The 24,463-nt window shown below is 66.1% G+C and carries 19 protein-coding genes and 2 pseudogenes; 12 read left to right on the top strand and 9 right to left on the bottom strand.

All coding sequences use genetic code 11. The features are described from left to right. Window positions 1-36 precede the first annotated feature (36 nt). A pseudogene (locus tag LDZ26_RS02515) lies at window positions 37-465 on the top strand (NAD(P)-dependent oxidoreductase); the annotation flags it as partial. A gap of 26 nt (window positions 466-491) precedes the next feature. Here LDZ26_RS02515 and LDZ26_RS02510 read toward each other — a convergent pair. Next, the gene (locus LDZ26_RS02510; protein WP_244848030.1) at window positions 492-989 is read right to left on the bottom strand and encodes a hypothetical protein; all 498 of its coding nucleotides are present in this window, start codon (window positions 987-989) and stop codon (window positions 492-494) included. Window positions 990-1,207: 218 nt separating this feature from the next. On the opposite strand from LDZ26_RS02510, the gene LDZ26_RS02505 reads away from it, so the two are divergent. From LDZ26_RS02505 to pdeM, 4 genes are all read left to right on the top strand, one after another. Then, window positions 1,208-2,257, top strand: a complete 1,050-nt coding sequence (locus LDZ26_RS02505; protein WP_244848029.1) for a ligase-associated DNA damage response exonuclease — start codon at window positions 1,208-1,210, stop codon at window positions 2,255-2,257. Continuing rightward, window positions 2,254-3,921, top strand: coding sequence for an ATP-dependent DNA ligase (locus LDZ26_RS02500; protein WP_244848028.1), 1,668 nt, complete (start codon window positions 2,254-2,256; stop codon window positions 3,919-3,921). The genes LDZ26_RS02505 and LDZ26_RS02500 overlap by 4 nt, the downstream gene beginning before the upstream one ends. Window positions 3,922-4,162: 241 nt before the next feature. Beyond that, window positions 4,163-6,862: a ligase-associated DNA damage response DEXH box helicase gene (locus tag LDZ26_RS02495; RefSeq protein WP_244848027.1), complete on the top strand. Its 2,700-nt coding sequence runs from the start codon at window positions 4,163-4,165 to the stop codon at window positions 6,860-6,862. 706 nt (window positions 6,863-7,568) lie between these two features. Next, window positions 7,569-8,237, top strand: a complete 669-nt coding sequence (gene pdeM, locus LDZ26_RS02490) for a ligase-associated DNA damage response endonuclease PdeM (RefSeq protein WP_244848026.1) — start codon at window positions 7,569-7,571, stop codon at window positions 8,235-8,237. Here pdeM and LDZ26_RS02485 read toward each other — a convergent pair. Continuing rightward, window positions 8,231-8,671 (bottom strand): hypothetical protein, encoded by a 441-nt coding sequence (locus tag LDZ26_RS02485; protein WP_244848025.1) that lies wholly within the window; start codon window positions 8,669-8,671, stop codon window positions 8,231-8,233. The two genes, pdeM and LDZ26_RS02485, sit on opposite strands and share 7 nt — an antisense overlap. Before the next feature lie 268 nt (window positions 8,672-8,939). On the opposite strand from LDZ26_RS02485, the gene LDZ26_RS02480 reads away from it, so the two are divergent. Both LDZ26_RS02480 and LDZ26_RS02475 read left to right on the top strand, forming a co-directional pair. After that, window positions 8,940-10,112, top strand: a complete 1,173-nt coding sequence (locus LDZ26_RS02480) for an MFS transporter (protein WP_244848024.1) — start codon at window positions 8,940-8,942, stop codon at window positions 10,110-10,112. Between the two features lie 19 nt (window positions 10,113-10,131). Next, a pseudogene (locus LDZ26_RS02475) lies at window positions 10,132-10,421 on the top strand (MFS transporter); the annotation flags it as partial. Between the two features lie 258 nt (window positions 10,422-10,679). On the opposite strand, the gene LDZ26_RS02470 reads toward LDZ26_RS02475, so the two are convergent. From LDZ26_RS02470 to hmgA, 3 genes are read right to left on the bottom strand one after another with little or no spacing between them, the layout of a single operon-like run. Beyond that, window positions 10,680-12,020 (bottom strand): MFS transporter, encoded by a 1,341-nt coding sequence (locus tag LDZ26_RS02470; RefSeq protein WP_244848023.1) that lies wholly within the window; start codon window positions 12,018-12,020, stop codon window positions 10,680-10,682. 10 nt (window positions 12,021-12,030) lie between these two features. After that, window positions 12,031-13,323 (bottom strand): fumarylacetoacetase, encoded by a 1,293-nt coding sequence (gene fahA, locus LDZ26_RS02465; RefSeq protein ID WP_244848022.1) that lies wholly within the window; start codon window positions 13,321-13,323, stop codon window positions 12,031-12,033. Next, a complete protein-coding gene (gene hmgA / locus LDZ26_RS02460; RefSeq protein ID WP_244848021.1) occupies window positions 13,320-14,657 on the bottom strand; it encodes a homogentisate 1,2-dioxygenase in 1,338 nt (445 codons plus the stop codon). The genes fahA and hmgA overlap by 4 nt, the downstream gene beginning before the upstream one ends. 192 nt (window positions 14,658-14,849) lie before the next feature. On the opposite strand from hmgA, the gene LDZ26_RS02455 reads away from it, so the two are divergent. Then, the gene (locus LDZ26_RS02455; protein WP_244848020.1) at window positions 14,850-15,677 is read left to right on the top strand and encodes an EAL domain-containing protein; all 828 of its coding nucleotides are present in this window, start codon (window positions 14,850-14,852) and stop codon (window positions 15,675-15,677) included. Between the two features lie 15 nt (window positions 15,678-15,692). Here LDZ26_RS02455 and LDZ26_RS02450 read toward each other — a convergent pair whose 3' ends face one another. Then, complete coding sequence (locus tag LDZ26_RS02450) at window positions 15,693-17,237, bottom strand: FGGY-family carbohydrate kinase (protein ID WP_244848019.1); 1,545 nt, start codon at window positions 17,235-17,237, stop codon at window positions 15,693-15,695. Window positions 17,238-17,264: 27 nt separating this feature from the next. Here LDZ26_RS02450 and LDZ26_RS02445 point away from each other — a divergent pair, with 27 nt between their 5' ends. The 4 genes from LDZ26_RS02445 (at window position 17,265) to LDZ26_RS02430 (ending at window position 21,592) form a co-directional block, all read left to right on the top strand. Next, entirely contained in the window at window positions 17,265-17,579 is a 315-nt protein-coding gene (locus LDZ26_RS02445; RefSeq protein ID WP_244848018.1) for a hypothetical protein, read from the top strand. After that, a complete protein-coding gene (dalD, locus tag LDZ26_RS02440) occupies window positions 17,576-18,976 on the top strand; it encodes a D-arabinitol 4-dehydrogenase (protein ID WP_244848017.1) in 1,401 nt (466 codons plus the stop codon). Before LDZ26_RS02445 ends, dalD begins: the two co-directional genes overlap by 4 nt. Window positions 18,977-19,092: 116 nt before the next feature. Then, complete coding sequence (gene xylB / locus LDZ26_RS02435) at window positions 19,093-20,574, top strand: xylulokinase (protein ID WP_244848016.1); 1,482 nt, start codon at window positions 19,093-19,095, stop codon at window positions 20,572-20,574. A gap of 70 nt (window positions 20,575-20,644) precedes the next feature. Then, window positions 20,645-21,592: a sugar-binding transcriptional regulator gene (locus LDZ26_RS02430; RefSeq protein ID WP_244848015.1), complete on the top strand. Its 948-nt coding sequence runs from the start codon at window positions 20,645-20,647 to the stop codon at window positions 21,590-21,592. Window positions 21,593-21,596: 4 nt separating this feature from the next. On the opposite strand, the gene LDZ26_RS02425 is transcribed toward LDZ26_RS02430, so the two are convergent. From LDZ26_RS02425 to LDZ26_RS02415, 3 genes are all read right to left on the bottom strand, one after another. Beyond that, window positions 21,597-22,460 (bottom strand): MOSC domain-containing protein, encoded by an 864-nt coding sequence (locus tag LDZ26_RS02425; RefSeq protein ID WP_244848014.1) that lies wholly within the window; start codon window positions 22,458-22,460, stop codon window positions 21,597-21,599. Between the two features lie 72 nt (window positions 22,461-22,532). Continuing rightward, entirely contained in the window at window positions 22,533-23,693 is a 1,161-nt protein-coding gene (locus LDZ26_RS02420) for an ABC transporter ATP-binding protein (RefSeq protein ID WP_244848013.1), read from the bottom strand. A gap of 61 nt (window positions 23,694-23,754) precedes the next feature. Then, window positions 23,755-24,423 carry an HAD family phosphatase gene (locus LDZ26_RS02415; RefSeq protein ID WP_244848863.1) on the bottom strand — a complete coding sequence of 223 codons (669 nt, stop codon included), beginning with the start codon at window positions 24,421-24,423 and terminating at the stop codon, window positions 23,755-23,757. Window positions 24,424-24,463: the final 40 nt, after the last annotated feature.

The raw sequence follows: 24,463 nt of genomic DNA, 5'->3' as shown, positions 1-24,463 counted from the left end.
ATAAAATCTTCGCCCGCTCCGTCTTCGATCAACTTCCTCGACGAGCTACTCGCGAACTCGGACATCGTGTCGCTGCACTGCCCGCTTCTGCCGTCGACGTATCACCTGATCGACGAACGCGCGCTCGCCAGCATGAAGCGCGGCGCCATGCTCATCAACACCGGGCGCGGCGGGCTCGTCGAAAGCAACGCGCTCATCGGCGCGCTCAAGAGCGGCCAGCTCGGGCATCTGGGGCTCGACGTGTACGAGGAAGAAGGCGGCCTCTTCTTCGAGGACCACTCGGATCACCTCTTGCAGGACGACGTGCTCGCGCGGCTGCTCACGTTTCCGAACGTCATCATCACCGCGCATCAGGCGTTCTTCACGCGCGAGGCGCTCATCGAAATCGCGACGACGACGCTCGGCAACGTGAAAGCGTGGGCGGACGGCGCGCCGCGCAATGTCGTCGACGCGCCGCCTGCGTGATACATCGCTCAGGCATCACTCAGGCATCAAACCTCGCCGTACTCCGCGACTGCATCGCCAGGCGCCGCGCACATCGCGCGCAGCAGATCGGCCTCGCGCTCGTGCACTTCCACCGGCATGCAAAGGGCGCCGGCGTGCGCCATGTACCGCGCGCGATGCTGGCCGTTGCGAAACGCGACGACGCCCTGCCGATGCACGCCGATCAGCCCGAGCAAGCCTTCCGCGCGCCGCACGCTGATGGTCACGTACGGCATTTCGGGCACGCGCGGGTTGTCCGGGTCGAGGAATTCGCGGATGCCGCGCACCTTGCCCGCGTGCCAGTCGTCGACGGCCTTGAGCACGTAGTCGGTGTCGTCGCGGTCGGCGCATTGCAAGAGCCGCTTCACATCCACCAGCACGACCTGATGGCGCGAACCGGGCTCGGCGAACACCCGCTTCAGGCGCACGAAGTCATACTGCGGATGGCTCCTGAGCCTGACAATCCAGACCGCCTCTGCGGCAGTCGACGCAACCATCGTGTCCATATTCGGCTTCATTCCAAAACACCAGCGGAAGATCACGTGAGACAAGGCATTGCAACGAGCCTCGCGGCTCGAACCGGCTCCTTCGGTCTCAAACGAAAATAAGACGATGCTGAACAAACCTTTTACACCGTAGTCGCTGTTCGTGAAAGCGCCGTGACGGGCATGTCACGTGCTTTGTTGCCTGCACGACACTTCTCAGGAGCACGACCGAAAAACCCGTGAACACATCCGCCGATCTCATCGTCGCGCGTCCCGAGGGCCTGTACTGTCCGCCGGGCAACTTCTATATCGACCCGTGGCGGCCCGTCGAGCGCGCGGTCATCACGCACGCCCATGCCGATCACGCGCGCTTCGGCCACGCGCGCTATCTCACGGCCGAAGCGGGGCTCGGCGTGCTGCTCTCGCGGCTGCCGGGCATCGACGTGCAAGGGCTGGCTTACGGCGAGCGCATCGACGTGAACGGCGTGCGGGTGTCGCTGCATCCGGCGGGCCATGTGCTCGGCTCGGCGCAAGTGCGCGTGGAGCTCGGCGGGCGCGTATGGGTCGCGTCCGGCGATTACAAGGTCGAGCCCGATCCGACCTGCGCGCCGTTCGAGCCCGTCCGCTGCGATACCTTCATCACCGAATCGACCTTCGGCCTGCCGATCTACCGATGGGAACCGTCGCGCGCCGTGTTCGAAGGCATCGACTCATGGTGGCGGCACAACGCGGCAGAAGGACGTGCGTCGGTGCTCTTCTGCTATTCGTTCGGCAAGGCGCAGCGGCTCTTGGCGGGCATCGACGCGGGCATCGGCCCGATCTTCTGTCACGGCGCGGTGGAGCCGCTCAATCGCGCGTACCGCGAATCGGGCGTCGCGCTGCCCGACACGCGGCTCGTCAGCGAAATCGCCGCGCGCGACAAGGCTGCGTTTCAGGGCGCGCTGATCGTCGCGCCGCCGTCCGCGCAGGGCAGCACGTGGATGCGCCGCTTCGGCGATTACAGCGATGCCTTCGCCTCCGGCTGGATGCGCCTGCGCGGCACGCGGCGGCGCAAGGGCGTCGATCGCGGCTTCGTGCTGTCGGATCACGCGGACTGGCCCGGTCTGCAAACTGCCATCGGCGCGACGGGCGCAGAACGCGTGATCGTCACGCACGGCCAAATAGAGCCGATGGTGCGCTGGCTCTGCGAGCAAGGGCTCGACGCGGGCGCGTTCAAGACCGAATACGGCGACGACGCGATCGAAGCCGACACGGCCACCGAAACCACGACGGAGACGCCGTCGCAATGAGACGCTTCGCGACGCTCTATGCCGCGCTCGACGCGACGACCTCGACCAACGAAAAGCTCGAGGCGCTGATCGCGTATTTCTCGGGCGCGGAACCGGAAGACGCGGCGTGGGCCTCGTACTTTCTCGCGGGCGGCAAGCCGCGCCAGTCGGTGCCGACGCGTCTTCTGATCGAATTCGCACGCGAGCGCGCGGGCTTGCCGGAATGGCTCTTCGAAGAGTCGTATCAGGCGGTCGGCGATCTCGCGGAAACCATCGCGCACGTGCTGCCGCCGCCGCAGCGCGAATCGGAGCTGGGCCTCGCGCAATGGATCGAGGATCGTGTGCTGACGCTGCGCGGCGCGAATCCCGTGGAGCTGCGCGAGCGCATGCTCGGCTATTGGGACGAGTTGAACTGGAGCGAGCGCTTCCTGCTGACCAAGCTGATCGGCGGCGGCTTTCGCGTGGGCGTGGCGCGGCAACTCGTCGTGCGCGCGCTCGCGCACGTGGCGGGCGTGGATCACAAGCGCATCGCGCAACGCATGGTCGGCTGGACCGATTCGCGGCAGGCGCCGAGCGCCGCGCGCTATCTCCGGCTGATCGCGCCGGCGGCCGAGGGCGACGACATCGACACGCCGCTTGAGAGCGACGTCGGCTTGCCGTATCCGTTTTTTCTCGCGCATCCGTTGCAGGCCGATCCGGCGACGCTCGGCGCGCCCGCCGAGTGGATCGCCGAATGGAAGTGGGACGGCATTCGCGCGCAACTCGTGAAGCGCAGCGGCCGCGTGTGGATCTGGTCGCGCGGCGAGGACCTGCTGACCGAACGCTTTCCGGAACTCGCGTCGCTCGGCGCGGCGCTGCCCGACGGCACGGTGATCGACGGCGAAATTCTCGCGTGGGAGCCCGGCGCGACCATGCCGCTGCCGTTCGCGCGCCTTCAGCCGCGCATCACGCGCAAGTCGCTGACGAAGAAAGTGCTCGCCGATTCCCCCGCTGCGCTGCTCGCCTACGATCTGCTCGAAGCCGATGGACGCGACCTGCGCACCGAGCCGCTGCACGCGCGCCGCGCGAAGCTCGATGCGCTCGCGCATACGCTTTCATCGACGCTCGCGGTCGATCTGCTGCGCGTGTCGCCCGTGGTCGAAGCTGCGGACTGGGACGCGCTAGCCGCATTGCGCGACGAGAGCCGGGCGCGCGGTGTCGAAGGGCTGATGTTGAAGGAGCGCGCGTCGATGTACGGCGTCGGCCGCACGAAGGCGTCCGGGACGTGGTGGAAGTGGAAGATCGACCCGTATTCCGTCGATGCCGTGCTCCTCTACGCGCAGCCGGGCCACGGCCGGCGCGCGAGCCTCTACACGGATTTCACCTTCGCCGTCTGGGACGAAGCGGACGGCGTGCGCACGCTGGTGCCGTTCGCGAAGGCGTACTCGGGCCTGACCGACGAGGAGATGCGCCAGGTCGATGCCATCGTGCGCAAGACGACCGTCGAGAAGTTCGGGCCGGTGCGCAGCCTGACGCCGACGCTCGTCTTCGAAATCGGCTTCGAAGGCATTCAGGCGAGCCCGCGCCACAAGTCGGGCATCGCGGTGCGTTTCCCGCGCATGTTGCGCTGGCGGACGGATAAGGGCATCGACGACGCGGATACGCTCGACATGCTCAAGGGCTTTCTGAACGAGGCGATGGCATGAGCGGGCGCTGTTCAGGCGATGAGGCGGGGAAGCGCGGAAGGTTGGCGCGCGCGACGGCATTGGGCGGCGGGGTTGGCGTTTGGGATTGCGCGCGCGTTCGTGGCGGCTCTCGCGTTGCCGGCGGTCTTCGCGTTGCCGGTGTTCTTCGCATTCGCGACGGCTTTCACATGCGCGATTGCTCTCGCGTTCCCGGCGACCGTCGCGTTTCCGATCGCGTCGCATACGCAAGCGAGGCGGCCGCATGAACCGCGACGATCAACTCTCAACCGAATATGGCGACGAGCAACCGCCCGACGCACCAACCCGCGCCAAACGCCGCGCCCCGCGCCCCCGCCGCGTGCCGCGCACGCAGGCCGCGCAAGCCAAGCTGGATGCTGCCGCCGAGCTTTTCCGGCCCGCGCCGTTCGTGTACGACGCGATAGAAGCCGCCAAGCCGATGGACGAGCGCATCGCGCGCTGGTTCGATGCGCGCGGCTGGCAGCCGTTTCCGTTTCAGCGCGAAGTGTGGCGCGAGGTCGAACGCGGCGCGAGCGGGCTGCTGCATGCGACCACCGGCGCGGGCAAGACATGGGCGATCTGGCTCGGCGCATTGACCGCGTTCGCCGGCCCGCCAAAGCCGAAGGCGAACCGCAAGCGCCGCTCGATTTCGCAGGCCGCAGATTCAGCTGCCGACATCGACAAAGCGCCGCTCCCAGCCCCGCTCACCGTGCTCTGGATCACGCCGATGCGCGCGCTCGCCGCCGACACCGCACGCGCCCTGCAAACCGCGGTCAGCGCGCTCGCGGTGCCGTGGACCGTCGGGCTGCGCACGGGCGACACGTCATCGACGGAACGCGCGCGGCAGAACCGCCGCATGCCCTCTGCGCTCGTCACGACGCCCGAAAGCCTCACGCTGATGCTCACCCGCGCGAACGCCCGCGAAGAACTCGCGCACGTGCGGCTCGTGGTGATCGACGAATGGCACGAACTGCTCGGCAACAAGCGCGGCACGCAGACGCAACTGGCGCTCGCGCGCCTCGCGCAGTGGCGCGCCGATCTGCAAATCTGGGGCTTGTCCGCGACGCTCGGCAATCTGGCGCTCGCTCACGACGCGCTGCTGCATCCGGTGAAGACGCCGCGCGTCGTCGTGCAGGGCGCGCAGCCGAAGACGCTCGTCGTGGATACGCTGATTCCCGAGACCATCGAACGCTTTCCGTGGGGCGGGCATCTCGGCGTGCGGCAGGTCGGGCCGGTCGCCGATGAAATCGAACATGCGCAAAGCTCGCTCGTCTTCACCAACACGCGCTCTCAATCGGAAATCTGGTATCGCGCGCTGCTGGATCTGCGGCCGGACTGGGCGGGACTCATCGCGCTGCATCACGGCTCGCTCGACAAGGAAGTCCGCGACTGGGTCGAACTCGGGCTCAAGAACGGACAACTGAAGGCGGTCGTCTGCACGTCGAGTCTCGACCTCGGCGTGGATTTTCTGCCGGTGGATCGCGTGTTTCAGATCGGCTCGCCCAAAGGCGTCGCGCGTCTGATGCAGCGCGCCGGGCGCTCCGGCCACGCGCCGGGCCGCGTGTCGCGCGTGACGATCGTGCCGACGCATGCGCTCGAACTGGTCGAAGCGGCGGCGGCGCGCTGGGCCATCGGCGAGCATCGCATCGAAGGGCGCGACATGCCTTTGAAGCCGCTCGACGTGCTCGTGCAGCATCTGGTCACGGTGGCGATCGGCGGCGGATTCAGGGCGGCCGAGATGTTCGACGAAGTGCGCACCGCCTACGCGTATCGCGATCTGAGCCAAGCGGAATTCGATTGGGCGCTTGCATTCGTCGAGCGCGGCGGCGCGTCGCTGGCGGCGTATCCGGATTATCACCGCGTCGTTTTGGGCGATGACGGCGTGTATCGCGTGCCGCGCGAAGACCTCGTGCGACGGCATCGGAACAATGTCGGCACGATCGTCGCGAATGCCACGATCAACGTCGCATACATGACGGGCGGGCGCATCGGCGCGATGGAGGAATCGTTCATCTCGCGCCTGAAGCCCGGCGACGTCTTCACCTTCGGCGGACGCGCGCTGGAACTCGTGCGCGTGCGCGACATGACCGCTTACGTGAAGCGCGCGACGTCCTCGCGCGGGGCCATGCCGCAATGGGCGGGCAGCAAGATGCCGCTGTCGTCCGAACTGGCGGAAGCGGCGCTCGTGATGCTCGCCCGCGCGAACGACGGCATCTACGACGAGCCCGAGATGCAAGCCGTCAAGCCGCTGCTCGACTTGCAGGCGAAGTGGTCCGCGCTGCCCGGACCGGGCGTGCTGGTCGTGGAGACGGTGCGATCGCGCGAGGGGCACCACTTCTTCTGCTATCCGTTTGCGGGGCGCATGTCGCATATCGGGCTGGGATCGCTGATCGGCTGGCGCGTGGCGCGCGATCAGCCGAGCACGTTCTCCATCTCGATGAACGATTACGGCTTCGAGTTGCTGTCGGCGCGTCCGTTCGACTGGGAAACGCTGATCGCGGAAGGGCTCTTCTCGCCCGACAATCTGGAGCACGACATTCTCGCGAGCCTGAACGCATCGGAACTTTCGGCGCGGCGCTTTCGGGAAATCGCGCGGGTATCGGGGCTGATCTATCAGGGCCATCCGGGGCAGCAGAAAAGCGCGCGGCAGTTGCAGGCGTCGAGCGGGCTCTTCTACGAAGTCTTTCGCAAGCACGACAGCGGCAATCTGCTGCTCACGCAAGCCGATCAGGAAGTCATGCTGCAAGAACTTGAACTGAGCCGTTTGCGCCACGCGCTCGTGCGGATGAGCGAAAGCCGCCTCGCGCTCACGCATCCGAAGAAGCCGACGCCGTTCGCGTTCCCGCTGATCGTCGGGCGGCTGCGGGAGAAGGTGAGCACGGAGAAGCTCGCGGATCGTGTGGAGCGGATGCTGGCGGAGTTGGAGAAGGCGGCGCAAGCGTAGGAGTGGTTTGGCAGTCAGGCACTGACGATCGACGCCCGCTTGCCCGTTCGAGCCCGATGTAACTCAAAGCTGATCGTTTGCACTCTTACGCAATTTTTGGTAGCTTGCGGCAGGCGCGACGAGCTTGACTTGCGTTGCCTGGTTGCACGGTTTCTCTGCGATTGCGGAGATAGGCCGGTCCTCGACGGGTTGGAGTTGTGACCGCGAGAAATCCTCCGCGTAGCGGAGACCTAAAAGGAGCTCCGTTTGTGAGCTCCTTTTTTTCTTTGTCATGCTGACAACAACCAGGCTGTTGTTGCCCTTCCCTGCGCCGTAACTGCTTTGTGGAGCGCTTTGATGCGCTTCACAAGCGGTCTCGTGCCAAAAAACAGGAGTCCCGATCTTTCCGAAAAATTGGGCCTACCACACCTTGAGTCGGCGTATCACGGCTATGCTGTGTGGACTGTTGTTGGAAAGTCCTGGACGGTTTGGAATGAGAGGCGCAGGTTGCGAATGAAACGGAAGAAGCAGTCGTCAAAGGTATCGAGCAAAGTCGTCGTTGGGGTTGTCCGCAAAGTCGTCGTCATCAAATTTCTCCTGGCGCTTGCGCTATTGCTCTGGCTTCGATATGCATGGTAAACGTACTCCAGGGGACGCGAGAAGTAAGCTCGCGCGGCTCGCATCTTGCACGAGGTTCCGGTCTCCGAGGTACTCCCGATACGCCCCAATGCCAATCGAAGCCCTGACCATCGATATAAACGGCCACGCGCTCGTGCTCTCCGCCGAGCGCGCCGCGTTCGATCCGCTCGAAAAGAGCCTCTTCATCGCCGACGCGCATTTCGGCAAGGACGCCGTCTTCCGCGCGCGCGGCATCCCGGTGCCGGCTGGCGCGACCGCCGACAACCTGACGCGGCTCGATGCGCTCATCGCGACGCATCGCCCGGAGTCGATCGTCTTTCTCGGCGACTTGCTGCACGCACGCGAATCCCACGCCGACGAAACCCTCGCCGCGCTCGATGCCTGGCGCGCGACGCATCGCGCGTTGCGGCTGGTGCTCGTCGAAGGCAATCACGACCGGCATGCGGGCGAGCTGCCGGCGCGCTTCGGCGTGGAACTGGTGCAGGAGCCTTATCGGCTCGGCCCGTGGGCGCTGTGCCATCACCCGCAGAGCGTGGACGACGGCTACGCGCTCGCCGGCCACGAGCATCCGGTGTATCGGCTGGCGACGCGCATCGACAGCGTGCGGCTGCCGTGCTTTCGCTTCGGCCGGCGCGCGGGCGTGCTGCCGGCGTTCGGCGCGTTCACCGGCGGCTTCGAAGTCAACGACGCCGTGCGCCGCGCGAGCGAAGCCGTCTACGTGGTCGCGGGCGAGCGCGTGTTCGGCGTGCGTCAGTGATACGTTCTGGTCGTTGCCTGCAGCTTCGTGAGCGTGCCGCGTTCCAGCTTGTACCAGCCCGCCGTGGTCTGCATCACGACATCGTCGCCTTGCCAGAACACGCGCTGCACGGTCATGCGCTTGCCCGCGCGCTGTACCAGCGGCGGATTGCGGCGGAAGTCATAGAGCACCGGGCCGGTGTCCGTCTGCATCAAGGCGCGCGTGATGGAACCGTTGCTGCCCGCTTCATCGAAATGCGCGAGACGGCGTGCATCGAAGCGATCGAACGCCTGCGTGCCGAGCATCGCGGCAAAGCCCGATTCGTCGCGCAGGAAGTAGACGGTGCCTGCTTGCGTCGCGACGGGGCCGGCGGCATCGCTTTGGGCGTGCGCGTGCGTGACAAGCAGAACCGCGCAGGCGATGGCCGCGCGCAGGCAGGTTTTCAAAGGCGACATATGTCTTCAGTCAGTGCTGTGTTTTTCCAACACCCGCGCCGCGCAACGATTCGCGCGTGCCGGGTAAGAATGCAGAACGTGGGCCGCGCCGCTGACCCGAATCATGCAGAATCGTGCGCCGCATAAAAGGAACCGCTCATGATCCGGCATTGTCGGCGCGGCGCAATCTCAGGGTTTCTACCAGCACCAAAAATCACCTTTCGGTAGAATTCGATCCTTCCTTGCGTCGCCATTCAGGCCGGCGCGCCCATTTTCCCCGCCTTTTGCCATGCCCTTGCCTCTCCTCGCTCTTGCAATTGCCGCGTTCGGCATCGGCACGACCGAATTCGTCATCATGGGCCTCTTGCCCAACGTCGCGCGCGATCTCGCCGTGTCGATTCCCGCCGCCGGCATGCTCGTCTCGGGCTATGCGCTCGGCGTGACCATCGGCGCGCCGATTCTCGCCATCGTCACCGCGAAGATGCCGCGCAAGAAGGCGCTGATGGGCCTGATCGGCGTGTTCATCGTCGGCAATCTGCTGTGCGCGCTCGCGCCCAACTACTGGGTGCTGATGGGCGCGCGCATCGTCACCGCGTTCTGCCACGGCGCGTTCTTCGGCATCGGCTCGGTGGTCGCCGCCGATCTCGTCGCGCCGAACCGCCGCGCGCAAGCCATCGCGCTGATGTTCACCGGCCTCACGCTCGCCAACGTGCTGGGCGTGCCGCTCGGCACCGCGCTCGGTCAGGCGGCCGGCTGGCGCGCGACGTTCTGGGTCGTGACGCTCATCGGCATCGCGGCGGCGGGTGCGCTGGCGGTGTGTCTGCCGAAGCACATCGAGATGCGCGAAAGCAGCATCCTCCGCGAATTCAACGTACTCAAAAACCCGCAAGTGCTGATGGTGCTCGGCATCAGCGTGCTGGCTTCGGCGAGCCTCTTTTCGGTGTTCACGTATATCACGCCGATCCTCGAAGACGTGACGGGCGTTTCGCCGCACGCGGTCACGTACGTGCTGCTGCTCTTCGGCCTCGGGCTGACGGTGGGCAGCACGCTCGGCGGCAAGCTCGCGGACTGGAAGCTCCTGCGCTCGCTGCTGTCGTTCCTGGTGTCGATCGTGGTGATTCTCACGGTCTTCGCCGCGACGATGCACGAGTCCATCTCCGCGATGATCACCATCTTCCTGTGGGGCGTGCTCGCATTCGCCATCGTGCCGCCGCTGCAAATCCTGATCGTCAACCGCGCGAGCGATGCGCCGAATCTCGCCTCGACGCTCAATCAGGGCGCCTTCAATCTCGGCAACGCGACGGGCGCGTGGCTGGGCGGCTGCGCGATCAGCGCCGGCGCGCCGCTGACCTCGCTGCCGTGGGTGGGCGTCGCGATGGCGTGCGGCGCGTTCGGGCTGACGCTGCTCTCCGCGACGCTCGACAAGCGCGCGCGCCGTCTCGCCATCGGGCAGGCTGCCTGAGTCTCGCTGCGCGCAGTCGATGAGAGGCGTCCGCTCGCGCGACTTCTTCGCGCTGTATCGAGCGTCGCGGTGGTGGGCCTGGGCCTCGGCGCGACGCTGCCGCTCACCGCGCTCGCGCTGACGCAGGCGGGTTACGGGTCGGACGTCGTCGGCATCATGACGGCGATGCAGGCCGGCGGCGGAGTCGTCGTCGCGCCGTTCGCGAGCCGCATCGCGTCGCGATACGGCGCGCGCGGCACGATCATGGGCGCGGTCGTCGTCGCGGCGCTCGCGACCATCGCGATGCAGTTTTCCATCGACCCGTGGCTATGAGTGTAATGCGACGAGGCATTGCTTTGTATGACCTACGTACTACTAATAAACGGGGAAACGATCGCGTTCGATATTCATGCGTTCCTCCTCGCGCATGTTTCGCGTTGAATCACGGCATGGCATTCATACGACGCAGCCGGGTCTATGCCCGGCTGTGCAGATGGCTTCATTGTTGGCTCCCGGCCGTGCGTTTTCAAGCACGAATCGGCGTATCGCGCGGTCGTCTTTTCCGATTGATGGAACAGCGTTGCCCGACTAGGCTGCTGTCATCACGCGACGCACTTCCCTGCGGACCAGCGCGAGCAGCACCACGAGCAGCGCCGAACAGAACACCGGCACCGCCGCCGCGTGAAACAGCTCGACGTTGCTCCATCCGAGCGCGATCATCTGCCCGCCGACGAGCGGCCCGATCACCGATCCCACGCGCCCGATGCCCAGACTCCAGCCGATGCCGGTGGAACGCAGCGTCGTCGGATAGTAATGGCCGGCGAGCGCGTTGACGGCCGGTTGACCGCCGACGATGCAAAAGCCCGCCGCGAATACGGCCAGGAAGAGCCACGTCTGAACGTGCGCGACGCCGCCGATCACCCCGACGCAAACCGCGCCGACGAGAAAGCAGCCGAGCAGCACGCGCACGAAGCCGAAGCGCTCGATGAACCAGCCGAGCAGCAAGGTCCCGATCACGCCGCCCGTCTGCAACAGCGTGCCGACGAGCACCGCCATGCCGGGCGAATAGCCCGCATCGCGCATGACGGTCGGCAGCCAGTTCGAGAGGAAATACAGGTCGATCAGATTCATGAAGCTGATTGCCCACAAGATCAGCGTGACAGGCGCGCGCCCCGCGCGGAAGAGCTCGGCCACCGGCGCGCCCTCGCCGCCTTTTTCGCGGACGATGAGGCGCGTCGTCGAGTCGATTCGAAGCGACGGATCGAACTTCGCCAGCCACGCGCGCGCCCGCGCTTCATGCCCCTTCAGCACGAGAAATTGCAGCGATTCGGGCAGCCCGACGAACATGGCGAGCGCGAGCACGATCGGCACCGCGCCGCCGACCCAGAAGACCGAGCGCCAGCCGAGCGACGGAATCAGCGCCGCGCTCAGGAAGCCGCCGAGCGCCGCGCCGAGCGTAAAGCCGCACGAGACCAGCATCATGCGCTTGACGCGGTGCTGGGTGCTGGAGAATTCGCCGACCAGCGCCATCGCGTTCGGCATGATGCAGCCGAGCCCGAGGCCGGTCACGAAGCGCAACGCGGTCAGCACCGGCAGGCTGTGCGTGAAGGCGGTCGCGATCATCGTGAGTCCGAAGAACAGCGTCGCGCCGATCAGCACCGGCCTGCGCCCGATGCGGTCGGCGAGCACGGACAAGCCGAGCGCGCCGAGCAGCATGCCGAAGAGGCTCGCGCTGAACACCGGCGCGAGCGCCGACTTCGGCACGCCCCATTCGGCGATGACGGCCGGCGCGACATAACCCATCGCCTGCGCGTCGAAGCCGTCGATCACGAGGCACAGCCCGCACAGCGCGAGCAGCAGGAAATGAAACGCGGGCCGGTGCGCATCGCCGAGCGCGCGCTCGACGTCGATTGTCGTCTTTGTCGTCATGTTCTTTTCCTCACGCTAAGGAACGCGCCGGGACGATGCGCCCCACGCACTCCCCGAAGCCCACGCGATAACCATCGCCCTGACACCAGCCGCGCAGCGTGATCTCGTCGCCGTCCTGAAGGAACGCGCGCTCGCCGCCTTCTTCGAGTCGCACGGGCCGCTGGCCATTCCATGTCGCTTCGAGCAGGCTGCCGCACGAGTCGGGCGTCGGCCCGCTGATCGTGCCCGAGCCCAACAGGTCGCCCACGCGCGTGTTGCAGCCCGACACCGTGTGATGCGCCAACTGCTGCGCCATCGACCAGTACATCAGCCTGAAGTTGGTGCGAGAAATGGTGGTCGCGGTGGCTGCGCCTTCGGGCCGCAAGTCGACGGATAGCTCGATATCGAAAGCGTGATCGCCCGCGTGTTGCAGATACGCAAGCGGCTCTGGCTCCTGCGCCGGCGTCGCGGTGCGGAACGGTTCGAGCGCATCCAGCGTGACGATCCACGGCGAGATGGTCGTCGCAAACGTCTTCGAGTTGAACGGGCCGAGCGGCACGTATTCCCATTGCTGGATGTCGCGCGCGCTCCAGTCGTTGAGCAGCACCATGCCGAAGATGTGCGCTTCGGCTTCTTCGCACGGGATCGGTTCGCCGAGCGCATTGCCTTGCCCGACGATGAAGCCCGTCTCCAGCTCGATATCCAGCTTGCGGCACGCGCCGAAAATCGGGCGCGGCTCGTCCGGCAGCTTCAGTTGGCCGTTGGGCCGGCGCACCGGCGTGCCGCTCACCACGACCGACGACGCGCGTCCGTTATAGGCGATCGGCATCTCGGACCAGTTCGGCAGGAGCGCGTTCTTCGGATCGCGGAACATGGAACCGACGTTCGTCGCGTGCTCCTTCGACGAATAGAAGTCCGCATAGCCGGGAATCTCGACCGGCAGATGCATCGTCGCGGTCTCGCGCGGCACGAGCGCGCGGCGGCGCAGCGCGGCATCGTCGCGCAGCGTCGGCGTATCGCGTGCGAGCAACGCGGAGAGCGCGACACGCACCGCGCGCCATGATTCGCGTCCCAGCGCGATGAACGCATTCAGGCGCGGCTCGCTGAATGTGCCGTTGGCGTCGATCAGCCGCGCGTCTTCGAGCGCCGCCAAATCCACGATCCAGTCGCCGATCGCCACGCCCGCGCGCGGCCGCTCGTTCACCGCGTCGCTGAAGACGCCGAACGGCAGGTTCTGAATCGGAAAGTCGCTCTTGGGATCGTTCGCGGATTCGATCCAGCTTTTGAGCGTCGGGGCGAGCGTCGCCTTTAGCGCATCGTTCATCGTTGCTCCGGGTTGAAGTGTTTCGTGAGGCCCTGCCAGCATTCGTAGTAATGCGCCTGCAATTGCGCGGTCTCCAGCGCGAACTGCGTGGGCTTGATGAGCGTGCGCGTTTCGAACATGAAGGCCATCGTGTCGCCGACTTTCGCGGGCTTCGACGTATCGCTCGCCGATGCCTTCTCGAACGTATCCGCGTCCGGTCCGTGACCGGACATGCAGTTGTGCAGGCTCGCGCCGCCCGGCACGAAGCCTTCCGCCTTCGCGTCGTACACGCCGTGCACGAGGCCCATGAACTCGCTTGCGACATTGCGGTGAAACCACGGCGGCCGGAACGTGTCCTCGGCGGCGAGCCAGCGCGGCGGGAAGATCACGAAGTCGATGGAATCGACGCCCGGCGTGTCGCTCGGCGATTGCAGCACGAGAAAGATGGACGGATCGGGATGATCGAAGCTGATCGAGCCGATGGTGTTGAAGTGCCGCAGATCGTACTTGTACGGCGCGTAGTTGCCGTGCCACGCGACCACATCCAGCGGCGAATGGCCGATATCCGCGCGCCACAGCACGCCGTTCAGCTTCGCGACGAGTTCGAAATCGCCCTCGCGGTCCTCGAAGGCCGCGTGCGGCGTGAGAAAGTCGCGCGGATTCGCGAGTCCGTTAGAGCCGATCGGGCCGAGATCAGGCAGTTGCAGCAGCGCGCCGAAGTTCTCGCAGATGTAGCCGCGTGCTTCGCCATCCGGCAGCGTCACGGCAAAGCGCACGCCGCGCGGAATCACCGCGATCTCGAACGGCGCGATATCGATATGGCCGAACTCCGTCGCAATCGAAAGCCGTCCCTGCTGCGGCACGATCAGCAGTTCGCCGTCCGCGTTGTAGAAGAAGCGGTCGCGCATCGGGCGGTTGGCCGCGTACAGATGGATCGCGCAGCCGGTCATCGACTCGGCCGCGCCGTTGCCGGCCATCGTCACCCAGCCGTCGATGAAGTCCGTCGGCGCGTCGGGCATCGGCAGCGGGTCCCAGCGCAGTTGATTCGGCGGCGTCGGCGGAACATCGGCGAAATTGGCGACGAGCCGCGCCCGCAACGCATCGTCCATCACCCGCGTGAACGGCTTATGGACCGCCGCCGGCCGGATGCGATACAGCCACGAGCGCCGGTTGTGCGCGCGCGGCGCGGTGAACGCGGTGCCCGACAACTGCTCGGCGTACAAGCCGTATGCCGCGCGCTGCGGCGAGTTACGGCCCATAGGCAGCGCGCCGGGCAGCGCTTCCGTGGCGAAGTCGTTAGCGAAGCCGGACTGATAGTGCCGGCTCGCGTCGGTGTGCGTGTCGAACGGGGGCATCGTCGGATCTCCTCGACAAAGTTTTACGGCATGTTAAACGCATTACGTTTAGTGAAATAGCTCGTATACCCTGATTCGATGCGCCCGGCCGGCATATCAATATGTCAGTTCGGTGCAAGCGGCCCTCGCGCGCGCTGATACCATCCGAATAATCACAAAGCGTCCGGTCGGCCTGCACCCGAATCCACATCCATGATCTCCCCGTCCCTGCCGGAACTCGTCGCCCGCGCCGCCGACCATCCGTTTCTCGGCGCGCATATCGTGCTGGCCGGCGACGAGCATGCGCGGCAGGCCATCGCCCGTTATGGCGAACTGACGCTCGCGAGCGCCTATGAGCCGATCTTCGATGTCGGCACGCACAGCTTTCCGCAAACGCTGTCCGCGTCGGCGGAAAGCGCGCAACGCTTCGGCGACGAACTCGGCTTGCAGGCGCTGACGTTGATCGAAGGCGACATGCCGCGCGATCCGTTCGCGCACCTTGAAGACGACAACGAACTCGTCACGCTGGACCGTCTATCGCGCGCGCTGCATGCGTTCAATTTCTTCGGTCCGCAGCGGCCGGGCTTGCTGTTCCTGCGCGTGCACGAGCGGCTCCTCAAAAGCGTGAAGTACGACCACGGGCTGGTCTTCTCGTCGGTGCTGCGCAAGTTCGGCATGAACCCGGCGCGCGTGGTGATCGAGCTGCCGGCGGCGGCGGTCGCGCACAAAACGTTTCTCGGCTATCTGACCAAGAGCTATCAGCGCTACGGATTCAAGGTGGCCGGCAATCTGCCCAATGCCGGGCAGATCATGGCGGTATCGGAGATGGCGAGGCTCGATTTCATCAAGATGGATGCGGGGGCGGCGCTGCGCGATTCGGTCGTGAAGCATCTCGTCGCGTATGCGCACCGGCTGAAGATTCCGCTCATCTTCTCGAACGTGTCCGATGAAGCGCAGTTCGACGCGCTTCAACAGTTCGATGTCCACTTCGTGCAGGGACCGGTGTTCGACGCGCATCCGACGCAGATGCGCGAACCGTGAACGCGCAGGTCGGCGTCAGGCGTCGCGCAGCCGATGCATCGCGTCCTTGAGCGCGGGATAAAGGTCGAGATACACACCGAACCGCGCGTCGTACACGCGTTGCCGCGCGGCATCGGGCTTCGCGCGCTCGACGAGCGTGACCCAGCCGCCCTCGGCCGTTTCGCGCGAGATCAGCCCCGCGCCGAGCGCCGCGAGCAGCGCCGCGCCCATCGCGGCTTCCACTTCCTGTTCGATCGACAAGACCGGAAAGCCGGTCACGTCCGCGATGATCTGCATCCACAGATCCGAATGCGCCGCGCCGCCGACGACGATCAGCCGGTCATCCAGCGATTGCGCACCGCGCCGCCCCGCTTCCATGTTGTGCCTGAGCGCGAACGCGACGCCTTCCAGCACCGCGCGATACAGCGTGGCGCGCGTATGAAAGAGATTCAGGCCGACGAAGGTGCCGCTCGCGTGCGCGTCCCACACGGGGCTGCGCTCGCCCATCAGATACGGCAGGAACACGACGCCGTCCGCGCCCGCCGCGACGTTCGACGCCGCTTCCTCCAGCAGCCGATGCGGGTCGCCGTGCGGCGTCGCTTTCGCGGCTTCGATTTCCGCCTGACAGAACTGGTCCCGATACCACGCGACGCATGCGCCCGCCGTGCTCGCGCCGCCGAACACGTAGAGATCGCGCTTGCCGTTGTAGACGTGCGGCATCGAAACGAGGCCGTGCCGCGCATCGACCGTCTGGTTGACGTAGCCCCAGCACATGCTCGTGCCGATCATCGCCACGTGGTGGCCCGCCTGCGTGACGCCCGCGGCGAACGTGGCGACGGCCGCATCGACGCCGCCCGCGACGACCGGCGTGTTCGCGGCGAGCCCGAGCTTCTCGGCCCATTGCGGCAAAAGCCCGCCGACCACCTCGGACGATTCGACGAGACGCTCGGGCATCATCGAAGCGGGAATGCCGAGCATATCGAGTGCTTCATGCGACCACGCGCGTGCGTTGACGTCGTACACGCCGCCGAGATTGCCCGCCGAACTGTGATCGACGGCGAGCTCGCCCGTGAGCCGCTGAATCACGAAGGCGTTGGGCGGCAGCAAATAGCGCGTCTTCTGCCAGACATCCGGGCGATGCTCGCGCAGCCACAGCATCTTCGTGAAGCCGTAGTAGCTGTCCACGCCGTTGCCGGTGATCGCTTCGAGGCGCGGCACGTCGACGTGCTCGCGCACCCATTCGACTTCGGCGGTGGCGCGGCGATCCATCCAGATGAGGCACGGATGAAGCGCCTCCATATGCTCGTCCACCGGAATGCCCGATCCGCCGTAGAGGCTGCTCACGCACAGCGCCTTGATCTGCCGCGCGTCGATGCCCTGCGCCTTCGTCTTCCCGACGCATCCGGCGATGCACTCGGTCACCGCGTCGAACCAGACGGACGGCCATTGCTCGGCCCAGAGCGGCTTGGGCGTATCCGGATGGTAGGCGCTCGAATGCTGCGCGACGATCGCGCCTTCCGTATCGACGACGAGCGCCTTCGTGCTCTGCGTGCCGATGTCGATGCCGATCACATAGTCCATGTCCGTGTCTCGCGTTTATGGTTGTGCTTGCCGTTGCCGCTGCTGGTGCCGTGGATTTGGTCGAAGCTGCATGCACCTTCCGTCAATGCGAGCCGCGTTGACTATCCGGGTATGTCCCAATCAGGCTGCGCGCGTTCGATGGTGCATCGCAACGCGCCCCGCGAAGCTCGCGTGCAAAGCGCGGCGCGGCGATTCACGCCGCACCGCAGCGACGACGCGCCCGCCGCGCGCCTTGACTTTCGACCGGGCGAATACGATCATTCGACCACCTATCGAGCAAATGCTCACGAACCGTCCGCGCAGAACGGGCGCATCAGCCAATCAGAGGAAGACAAGACATGAGCAGCGTATCCAGCGAAGGCACGGCGAGCGCGAACGTGATCCTGCATATCGGCGCGGGGTCGTTTCATCGCGCGCATCAGGCGTGGTATCTGCACAAGCTGATCGAATCGGGCGATGCGGACTGGTCGCTCGCCGTCGGCAACATTCGCGGCGACATGAACGCCGTGCTCGACGCGCTCGCCGCGCAACACGGCGAGTACACGCTGGAAACGGTCACGCCGCAAGGCGAGCGCGAGTACGAAGTCGTGCGCTCCATCAAGAAGGTCGTGCCGTGGTCGGCGGATCTCGGCGAGCTGATCGCGACCGGCGCCGCGCCCGCCTGCAAGATCGTCTCGTTCACCGTGACCGAAGGCGGCTATTACCTCGACGAGCACGACAAGCTCGACACCGCCAACCCCGATCTCGCCGCCGACCTCAACGGCGCGAAAACGACCATCTACGGCGCGCTTGCGGCGATCCTCGAAGCGCGCATGCAGAACAATGCGGGAAAGGTCTCGCTCCAAAACTGCGACAACCTGCGCAGCAACGGCGACCGCTTCAAGGCCGGCATGCTCGAATTCCTGCAACGGCGCGGACAGACGGCGCTGCGCGACTGGATGATCGCGAACACGTCGTGTCCGAACGCAATGGTCGACCGCATCACGCCGCGCCCGACGCCCGATGTCGCCGAGCGCGTGAAGGCGGCCACCGGCTTCGACGATCGCGCGCCCGTGATGGGCGAGAAGTTCATCCAGTGGGTCATCGAAGACAACTTCTGCGCGGGACGTCCGGCGTGGGAAAAAGTCGGCGCGGAGATGGTGCAGTCCGTGCATCCGTACGAGGAGGCGAAGATCCGCATTCTCAACGCGAGCCATAGCTGCATCGCGTGGGCGGGCACGCTCGTCGGCCTCCAATACATTCACGAAGGCACGCAGGACATGGAGATTCGCGCGCTCGCCGAAGCCTATGTCACCGAAGACGTGATTCCGTGCCTCACGCCGAGCCCGATCGACCTCGCGAAGTATCGCGACGTGGTGCTCGACCGCTTCAGCAATCCGTATATCAAGGACACGAACCAGCGCGTCGCCGCCGACGGCTTCTCGAAGCTGCCCGGCTTCATCGCGCCGACGCTCTCGGAATGCTTCGCGCGCGGCATCGATCCGAACGCCACGGCCATGCTTCCCGCGCTCTTTTTCCGCTTCCTCGAACGCTGGCACGAAGGCAAGCTGCCGTACACGTATCAGGACGGCGTGATGGACCCGGCCGTCGCGCACGGCTTCTTCACGGCAGCCGATCCGATCAAGGCGTTCACCGGCGACAAGCTGCTCTGGGGCAGCATGGCGCAAAGCGAAAGCCTCGAACGCGTGATGCGCGCGGCCGTCGCGCGCGTCGATGCGTGGCTCGCGAACCGTCCATGAGTTCATCCGCAAGCACCTGAAGCTCCGGTATTGTGCTCATGGCGCGCAGCCGCGCCGGGCGGTAAATTTCACGTTTTCGCCGGACATGCGCTCCGGCAACGACCAAGGGCTCGTTCATGTACTTAGGCATCGACCTCGGCACCTCCGAAGTGAAAGTGCTGCTGCTCGCGAGCGACGGCAGCGTCATCGGCACGGCGGGCACGCCGTTCACCGTCTCGCGTCCGAAGCCGCGCTGGTCGGAACAGAATCCCCTCGACTGGTGGGAAGGCACGCGCGCCGCGCTTTTTCAGTTGCGCGAGAAGTTTCCGTCGGAGTTCGCGCAGGTTCGCGGCATCGGCCTGTCCGGTCAGATGCACGGCGCGGTGCTCCTCGATTCGAGCGATCGCGTGCTGCGTCCCGCGATTCTCTGGAACGACATGCGCAGCGACAAGGAATGCGCCGAGCTCTACGAGCGCGCGCCGAACCTGCATGAAATCGCCGGCAATCTCGCGATGCCCGGCTTCACCGCGCCCAAGCTGCTGTGGGTCGCGCACAACGAACCCGCCATCTTTAACCAGACCGCGTGCGTGCTGCTGCCGAAGGACTATCTGCGCATGCATCTCACGGGCACGAAGGTGTCCGATCCATCGGATGCCGCCGGCACGCTCTGGCTCGACGTCGCGCGCCGCGACTGGTCCGACGAGCTGCTCGCCGCGTGCGGCATGTCGCGTCAGCAGATGCCGTCGCTCGCGGAAGGCAGCGAGCCGTCGGGCACGCTGCGGCCCGGGCTTGCCGCAGAACTCGGCTTGCGCGATGACGTCGTCGTGGCGGCGGGCGGCGGCGACAACGCCGCGAGCGCGGTCGGCATCGGCGCGACGGAACCGGGCGATGGCTTCCTGTCGCTCGGCACCTCGGGCGTGCTGTGCGTGGTCGGCGACCGCTTCCGGCCGAATCCGGCCTCCGCCGTGCATGCGTTCTGTCATGCGATTCCGGACCGCTGGCATCAGATGAGCGTGGTGCTGTCGGCCGCAAGCTGCCTGCGCTGGGTCTGCAAGCTGACGTCCACCGACGAGCCCACGCTGCTCGCCGAAGTCGAGGCGTTGCCTCCCGACGCGCTCGCGACCGCCCCGCTCTTTCTGCCGTATCTGAGCGGCGAGCGCACGCCACATAACGACCCGTACGCGCAAGGCGTGTTCTTCGGCATGACGCACGCCACCGACCGCGCGCTGCTCGGCTACTCGGTGCTCGAAGGCGTGACGCTCGCGCTCACGGACGGGCTGGATGCACTGCAATCCGCGGGCACGCAGACGCGCGCATTGTCGATGCTCGGCGGCGGCGCGAGAAGCGCATACTGGGGCCAAATGTTCGCCGATGCCTTCGATACCCCGACGCGCACGCACGGCGGCGGCGAAACCGGCGCGGCGCTGGGCGCAGCGCGCTTAGGCTGGCTGGCGGCGGGCGGCGATCCGTCGGTCGTGCTCGCCAAACCGGCGGTGAAGCAGGAGTTCACGCCGAACGGCGAACGGCATCAGGCCTTGCGTCAGCGGCTGAAGAGCTTCCGGGAGCTGTATCGGCACGTGCGGCCGCTGTTCGATCCGGCGCGCCCACGCCTGGCGTAGCTGACGCACGGCACCCCCACGCCGCGCACTGACGAACCAGCGAATTCGCGAAGGAAAAGAAAAGACCTCAGTGCCTAAATCAACCGAAAAACTCGACCTGGCGACCCGCGCGGCGTGGCTCTACTACGTCGCCGGCAACACGCAGAACGAGATCGCCGAGAAGCTCCAGATCTCGCGTCCCGTGGCGCAGCGGCTCGTCGCGTTCGCGGTGGAGAAGAATCTGATCCGCGTGCGGGTGGATCACCGCATCGCGGATTGCCTGTCGCTCGCGAAGCAGCTGTGCGACCGCTATGGCCTCGCGATGTGCGAAGTGGTGCCCATCGACGGCGACTCGAAAGAGCAAGTGGACCGCAAGCTCGCCGTCGCGGGCGCGCAGGTCATGGAGCGCTATCTGGTCGATGAGAAGCCGATCGTCGTGTCCATCGGCAGCGGGCGCACGCTGAAGGCGGTCGTCGAGCAGATCGGACAGATCGACCGCCCGCAGCATCGCTTCGTGTCGATGGTCGGCGCGATCGCGCAGGACGGATCATCGAATCGCTACGACGTCGCGCAGCAGCTATCGGAGAAGACGGGCGGCAAGCACTTCATGCTGCCTGCGCCGCTCATGGCCGACAACGAAGCCGAGCGCGCGCAATGGGTCAATCACCGGCTGTACCGTATCGTCGATGAACTCGCGCAGAAAGCCGACGTGGCGTTCGTCGGCATCGGCAATGTGGGCATCAATTGCCCGCTGCATCAGGACGGCTTCATTACGCGCGCCGAAGTGGACGAGATGATGAAGGCGGGCGCCGTCGCGGAATGGCTCGGCTTGCCGATCGACGTGAACGGCAAGCGCGTGCAGTCGAAGACCGGCGCGCGCGTCACGAGCCTGAAGCTCGACGCGCCGCCGAAGCGGCCGACCATCGGCTTCGCGGGCGGCGAACGCAAGCGCGAAGCGTTGATCGCGGCGCTCAAGGGCCAGTGGCTGTCGGGACTCGTGACCGACGAGCTTTGCGCGAAAGCCGCGCTCGACGCGTGAGCCTTTAGAACGCGATCTGCGCGTCCACCGCTTGGCCCGCTTCGAGCATCGCGCCCTCGCCTTCGATCACCATCGCGTTCTTGCCGAACGTGAGCTTGCCGTCGTGCTGCGCGCTTGCGCGGTACGTGCTCATGGTGTCGAGCGGTTCGTGCGGCCACTCGGGATTCGGTGCGCCGGTGAGTGGGTCGATGGTCGGCACCGGGCAGCGCGTGCAGAGCTTGACGAGGCGCAGTTGCACGTCGCGGCCGTCCGCGCGAATCAGCATGTCTTCGACGAAATCTTCCTCGTAGGCATCGAGCCCGCCGACCACGAGATTCGGGCGGAAACGGTTCGCGGCAATGGCGGGCGCGCCCTTCTGCGCGAGTCGTGCATTGAGATCGTCGAGCGATGCCTGGCCAAGGACGAGCAGCGGGAAACCATCGGCGAAGCGCGTGTGCGTAGTGAGCGGCGCGGTCCACTTTTGGTCGACGTTGCGCCGCGCCTGCGGTGCGAAGCGCGCGAGGCGCGCGGGCATGCCCAGCAGTTCGCTGAACCATTGCGCAGTCTGCGCGCCGGTGTCGAGCGCATCGACGGTATCGCGCCAGACGGTCGCGCGCATCGGTTCGGCATTCGACAGCGCGGCAGCATCCAGCGGCGTGCGCAGCGTCGGCATGCCGGGCGCGTCGATGACGAGATCGCCGCCGTCGAACGCCGTGCGGATCAGCGCCATGCGCGGATGCGTGCGCTGCGTCAGCATGCCGCCCGACGCGTCGGTGACCATCCAGTTTCGGTCGAATTTGAGACCGGTTTCCAGCAGTATCGCGCGTTGCAGCGCGATGCCGGCGCAGGACTTGATCGGATAAACGTAGAGCTCGCTCAGAACGTGCATGGCGCGTGTCGGTGCAGTGGCGGGATGAGCCGCATTATCGCCTGCCGGCACGCGAACAAAACACGCACCGCGTCAGGCCGACGCGCTTTGCACGCGCGGCATTTTCACTTCGGGATGCTCCGCGAGATACGCCTGCACCGCGTTGCGCGCGAACGCTTGGCCCGCTGCGTCGAACATATGGCAGTGGTCCGGCTCCGCGCCGAGCTTGAGCTTCTGGCCGCGCGCGTGCTTTTCCAGCGGCGGAATCCGCGAGATGAGGCCATCCGGCGCCACGGATGTTTCCGCATAGAGATAAGCGGCATCGCCGAGCGTTTCGACAGTCATCGTGCTCGCGGACACGCCGTAGTCGCTCGTGGCGGGCATCGGCTGCAAGTGCTCCGGACGAATGCCGACGGTCACCGCATCGCCCGGCTTCGCGTTGCCCGGCAGCACGCCGACCAATTGCGTCTCGCCGGTCTCGTACTTGACGAGCACGCCGTTGCTCTGGACCTGCGCAACCGTGCCCGACAGAAAGTTCATCTTCGGCGAGCCGATGAAACCCGCGACGAACTTGTTCGCCGGCGCGTGATACAGCGTGTTGGGCGTGCCGACCTGCTCGACGTTGCCCGCCGACAGCACGACGATCTTGTCCGCGAGCGTCATCGCTTCGACCTGATCGTGCGTCACGTAGATCATCGTCGTCTTGAGATCATCGTGAAGGCGCGCGAATTCGAGGCGCATCTTCACGCGCAGCGCGGCGTCGAGATTCGAGAGCGGCTCGTCGAAGAGAAAGACTTTCGGCTTGCGCGTGATCGCGCGGCCGATCGCCACGCGCTGGCGCTGACCGCCCGACAGCTGCTTCGGCTTGCGGTCGAGCAGATGGTCGATATGCAGAATCTTCGCGGCCTGCTTCACGGCTGCGTCGATGGCGGGCTTCTTCTCGCCCGCGAGCTTCAGGCCGAAGGCCATGTTGTCGTACAGCGTCATGTGCGGATAGAGCGCGTACGACTGAAACACCATCGCGATGCCGCGCTTCGCGGGCGGCAGGTCGTTCACGCGCGCGCCGTCGATCATCAGGTCGCCGCCGCTGATGTCTTCGAGACCCGCGATCATGCGCATGAGCGTGGACTTGCCGCAGCCCGACGGCCCCACGAACACGACGAACTCGCCGTCTTCGATATCGAGGTTGACGCTGCGCATCACCTCCGTGTCTTCATAACGCTTGTTGATGTTGCGTAACGTCAGGCTAGCCATGATGTGTCTCCTGTCGGCCTTGCTTCGCCGAGTCATGTGCCGCGCACGGTGGCCGTGCGCGCTAATTCGTTTCGAACGACGCGTGTTGCAGCCAGCGATCGACGAGCGCGGGCAGGCGCGCCATGTCGTCGAACACGATGGCCGCGCCCGCGCGCCTGAGCGTGTCCATGTGGCCTTCGCTCGCGTGTCCGCCGCCGATGAAACCGAGCACCGGCATGCCCGCCGCGCGCGCAGCCGTGACGCCCGTCACGCTGTCTTCGACGACGAGGCACATCGACGGCTCGACGTTCATCGCGCGCGCCGCCGCCAGATACACGTCCGGCGCGGGCTTCGGATTGGCGACCATGTCCGCGCAGAAGCGCCGCTCGCCGAAGAAGCGCACGAGGCCGGTGCGTTGCAGCGCGGTATCCACGTACGACGAGAAGCTGTTGCTCGCGCAGGCTTTCGTGAGCGGCACGGCCGCCAGCGCCTCGGCGATGCCCGCGACCGGCGGCGCCTGCACGGCCGCTGCCTCGACCGATCGCCGGATCGCGACGACCTGCTCGGGCGTCAACGTGCGGTTGACGCTGTCGGCGGCGCTCGCGAGCACGGCTTCGATGCGCAGCCCGAGCAGCGGCAGCACCACCGGCTCGACATCGACGCCCGGCCACAGCGCCTGCAATTCGGTGACGAGCATGCGCGCCGCCACGGCTTCGCTGTCGATCAAGACGCCGTCGCAATCGCAGATCATCAGGCGGTCATGTGCGAGAGTCAGGTTCACGAGCCCGCCC

It is taken from the genome of Caballeronia sp. SL2Y3 (genome assembly GCF_022879575.1).
GTDB lineage: Bacteria > Pseudomonadota > Gammaproteobacteria > Burkholderiales > Burkholderiaceae > Caballeronia.
The sequence above is the reverse complement of the archived record's forward strand: the minus strand, read 5'-3'. Positions and strand labels throughout refer to the sequence as shown.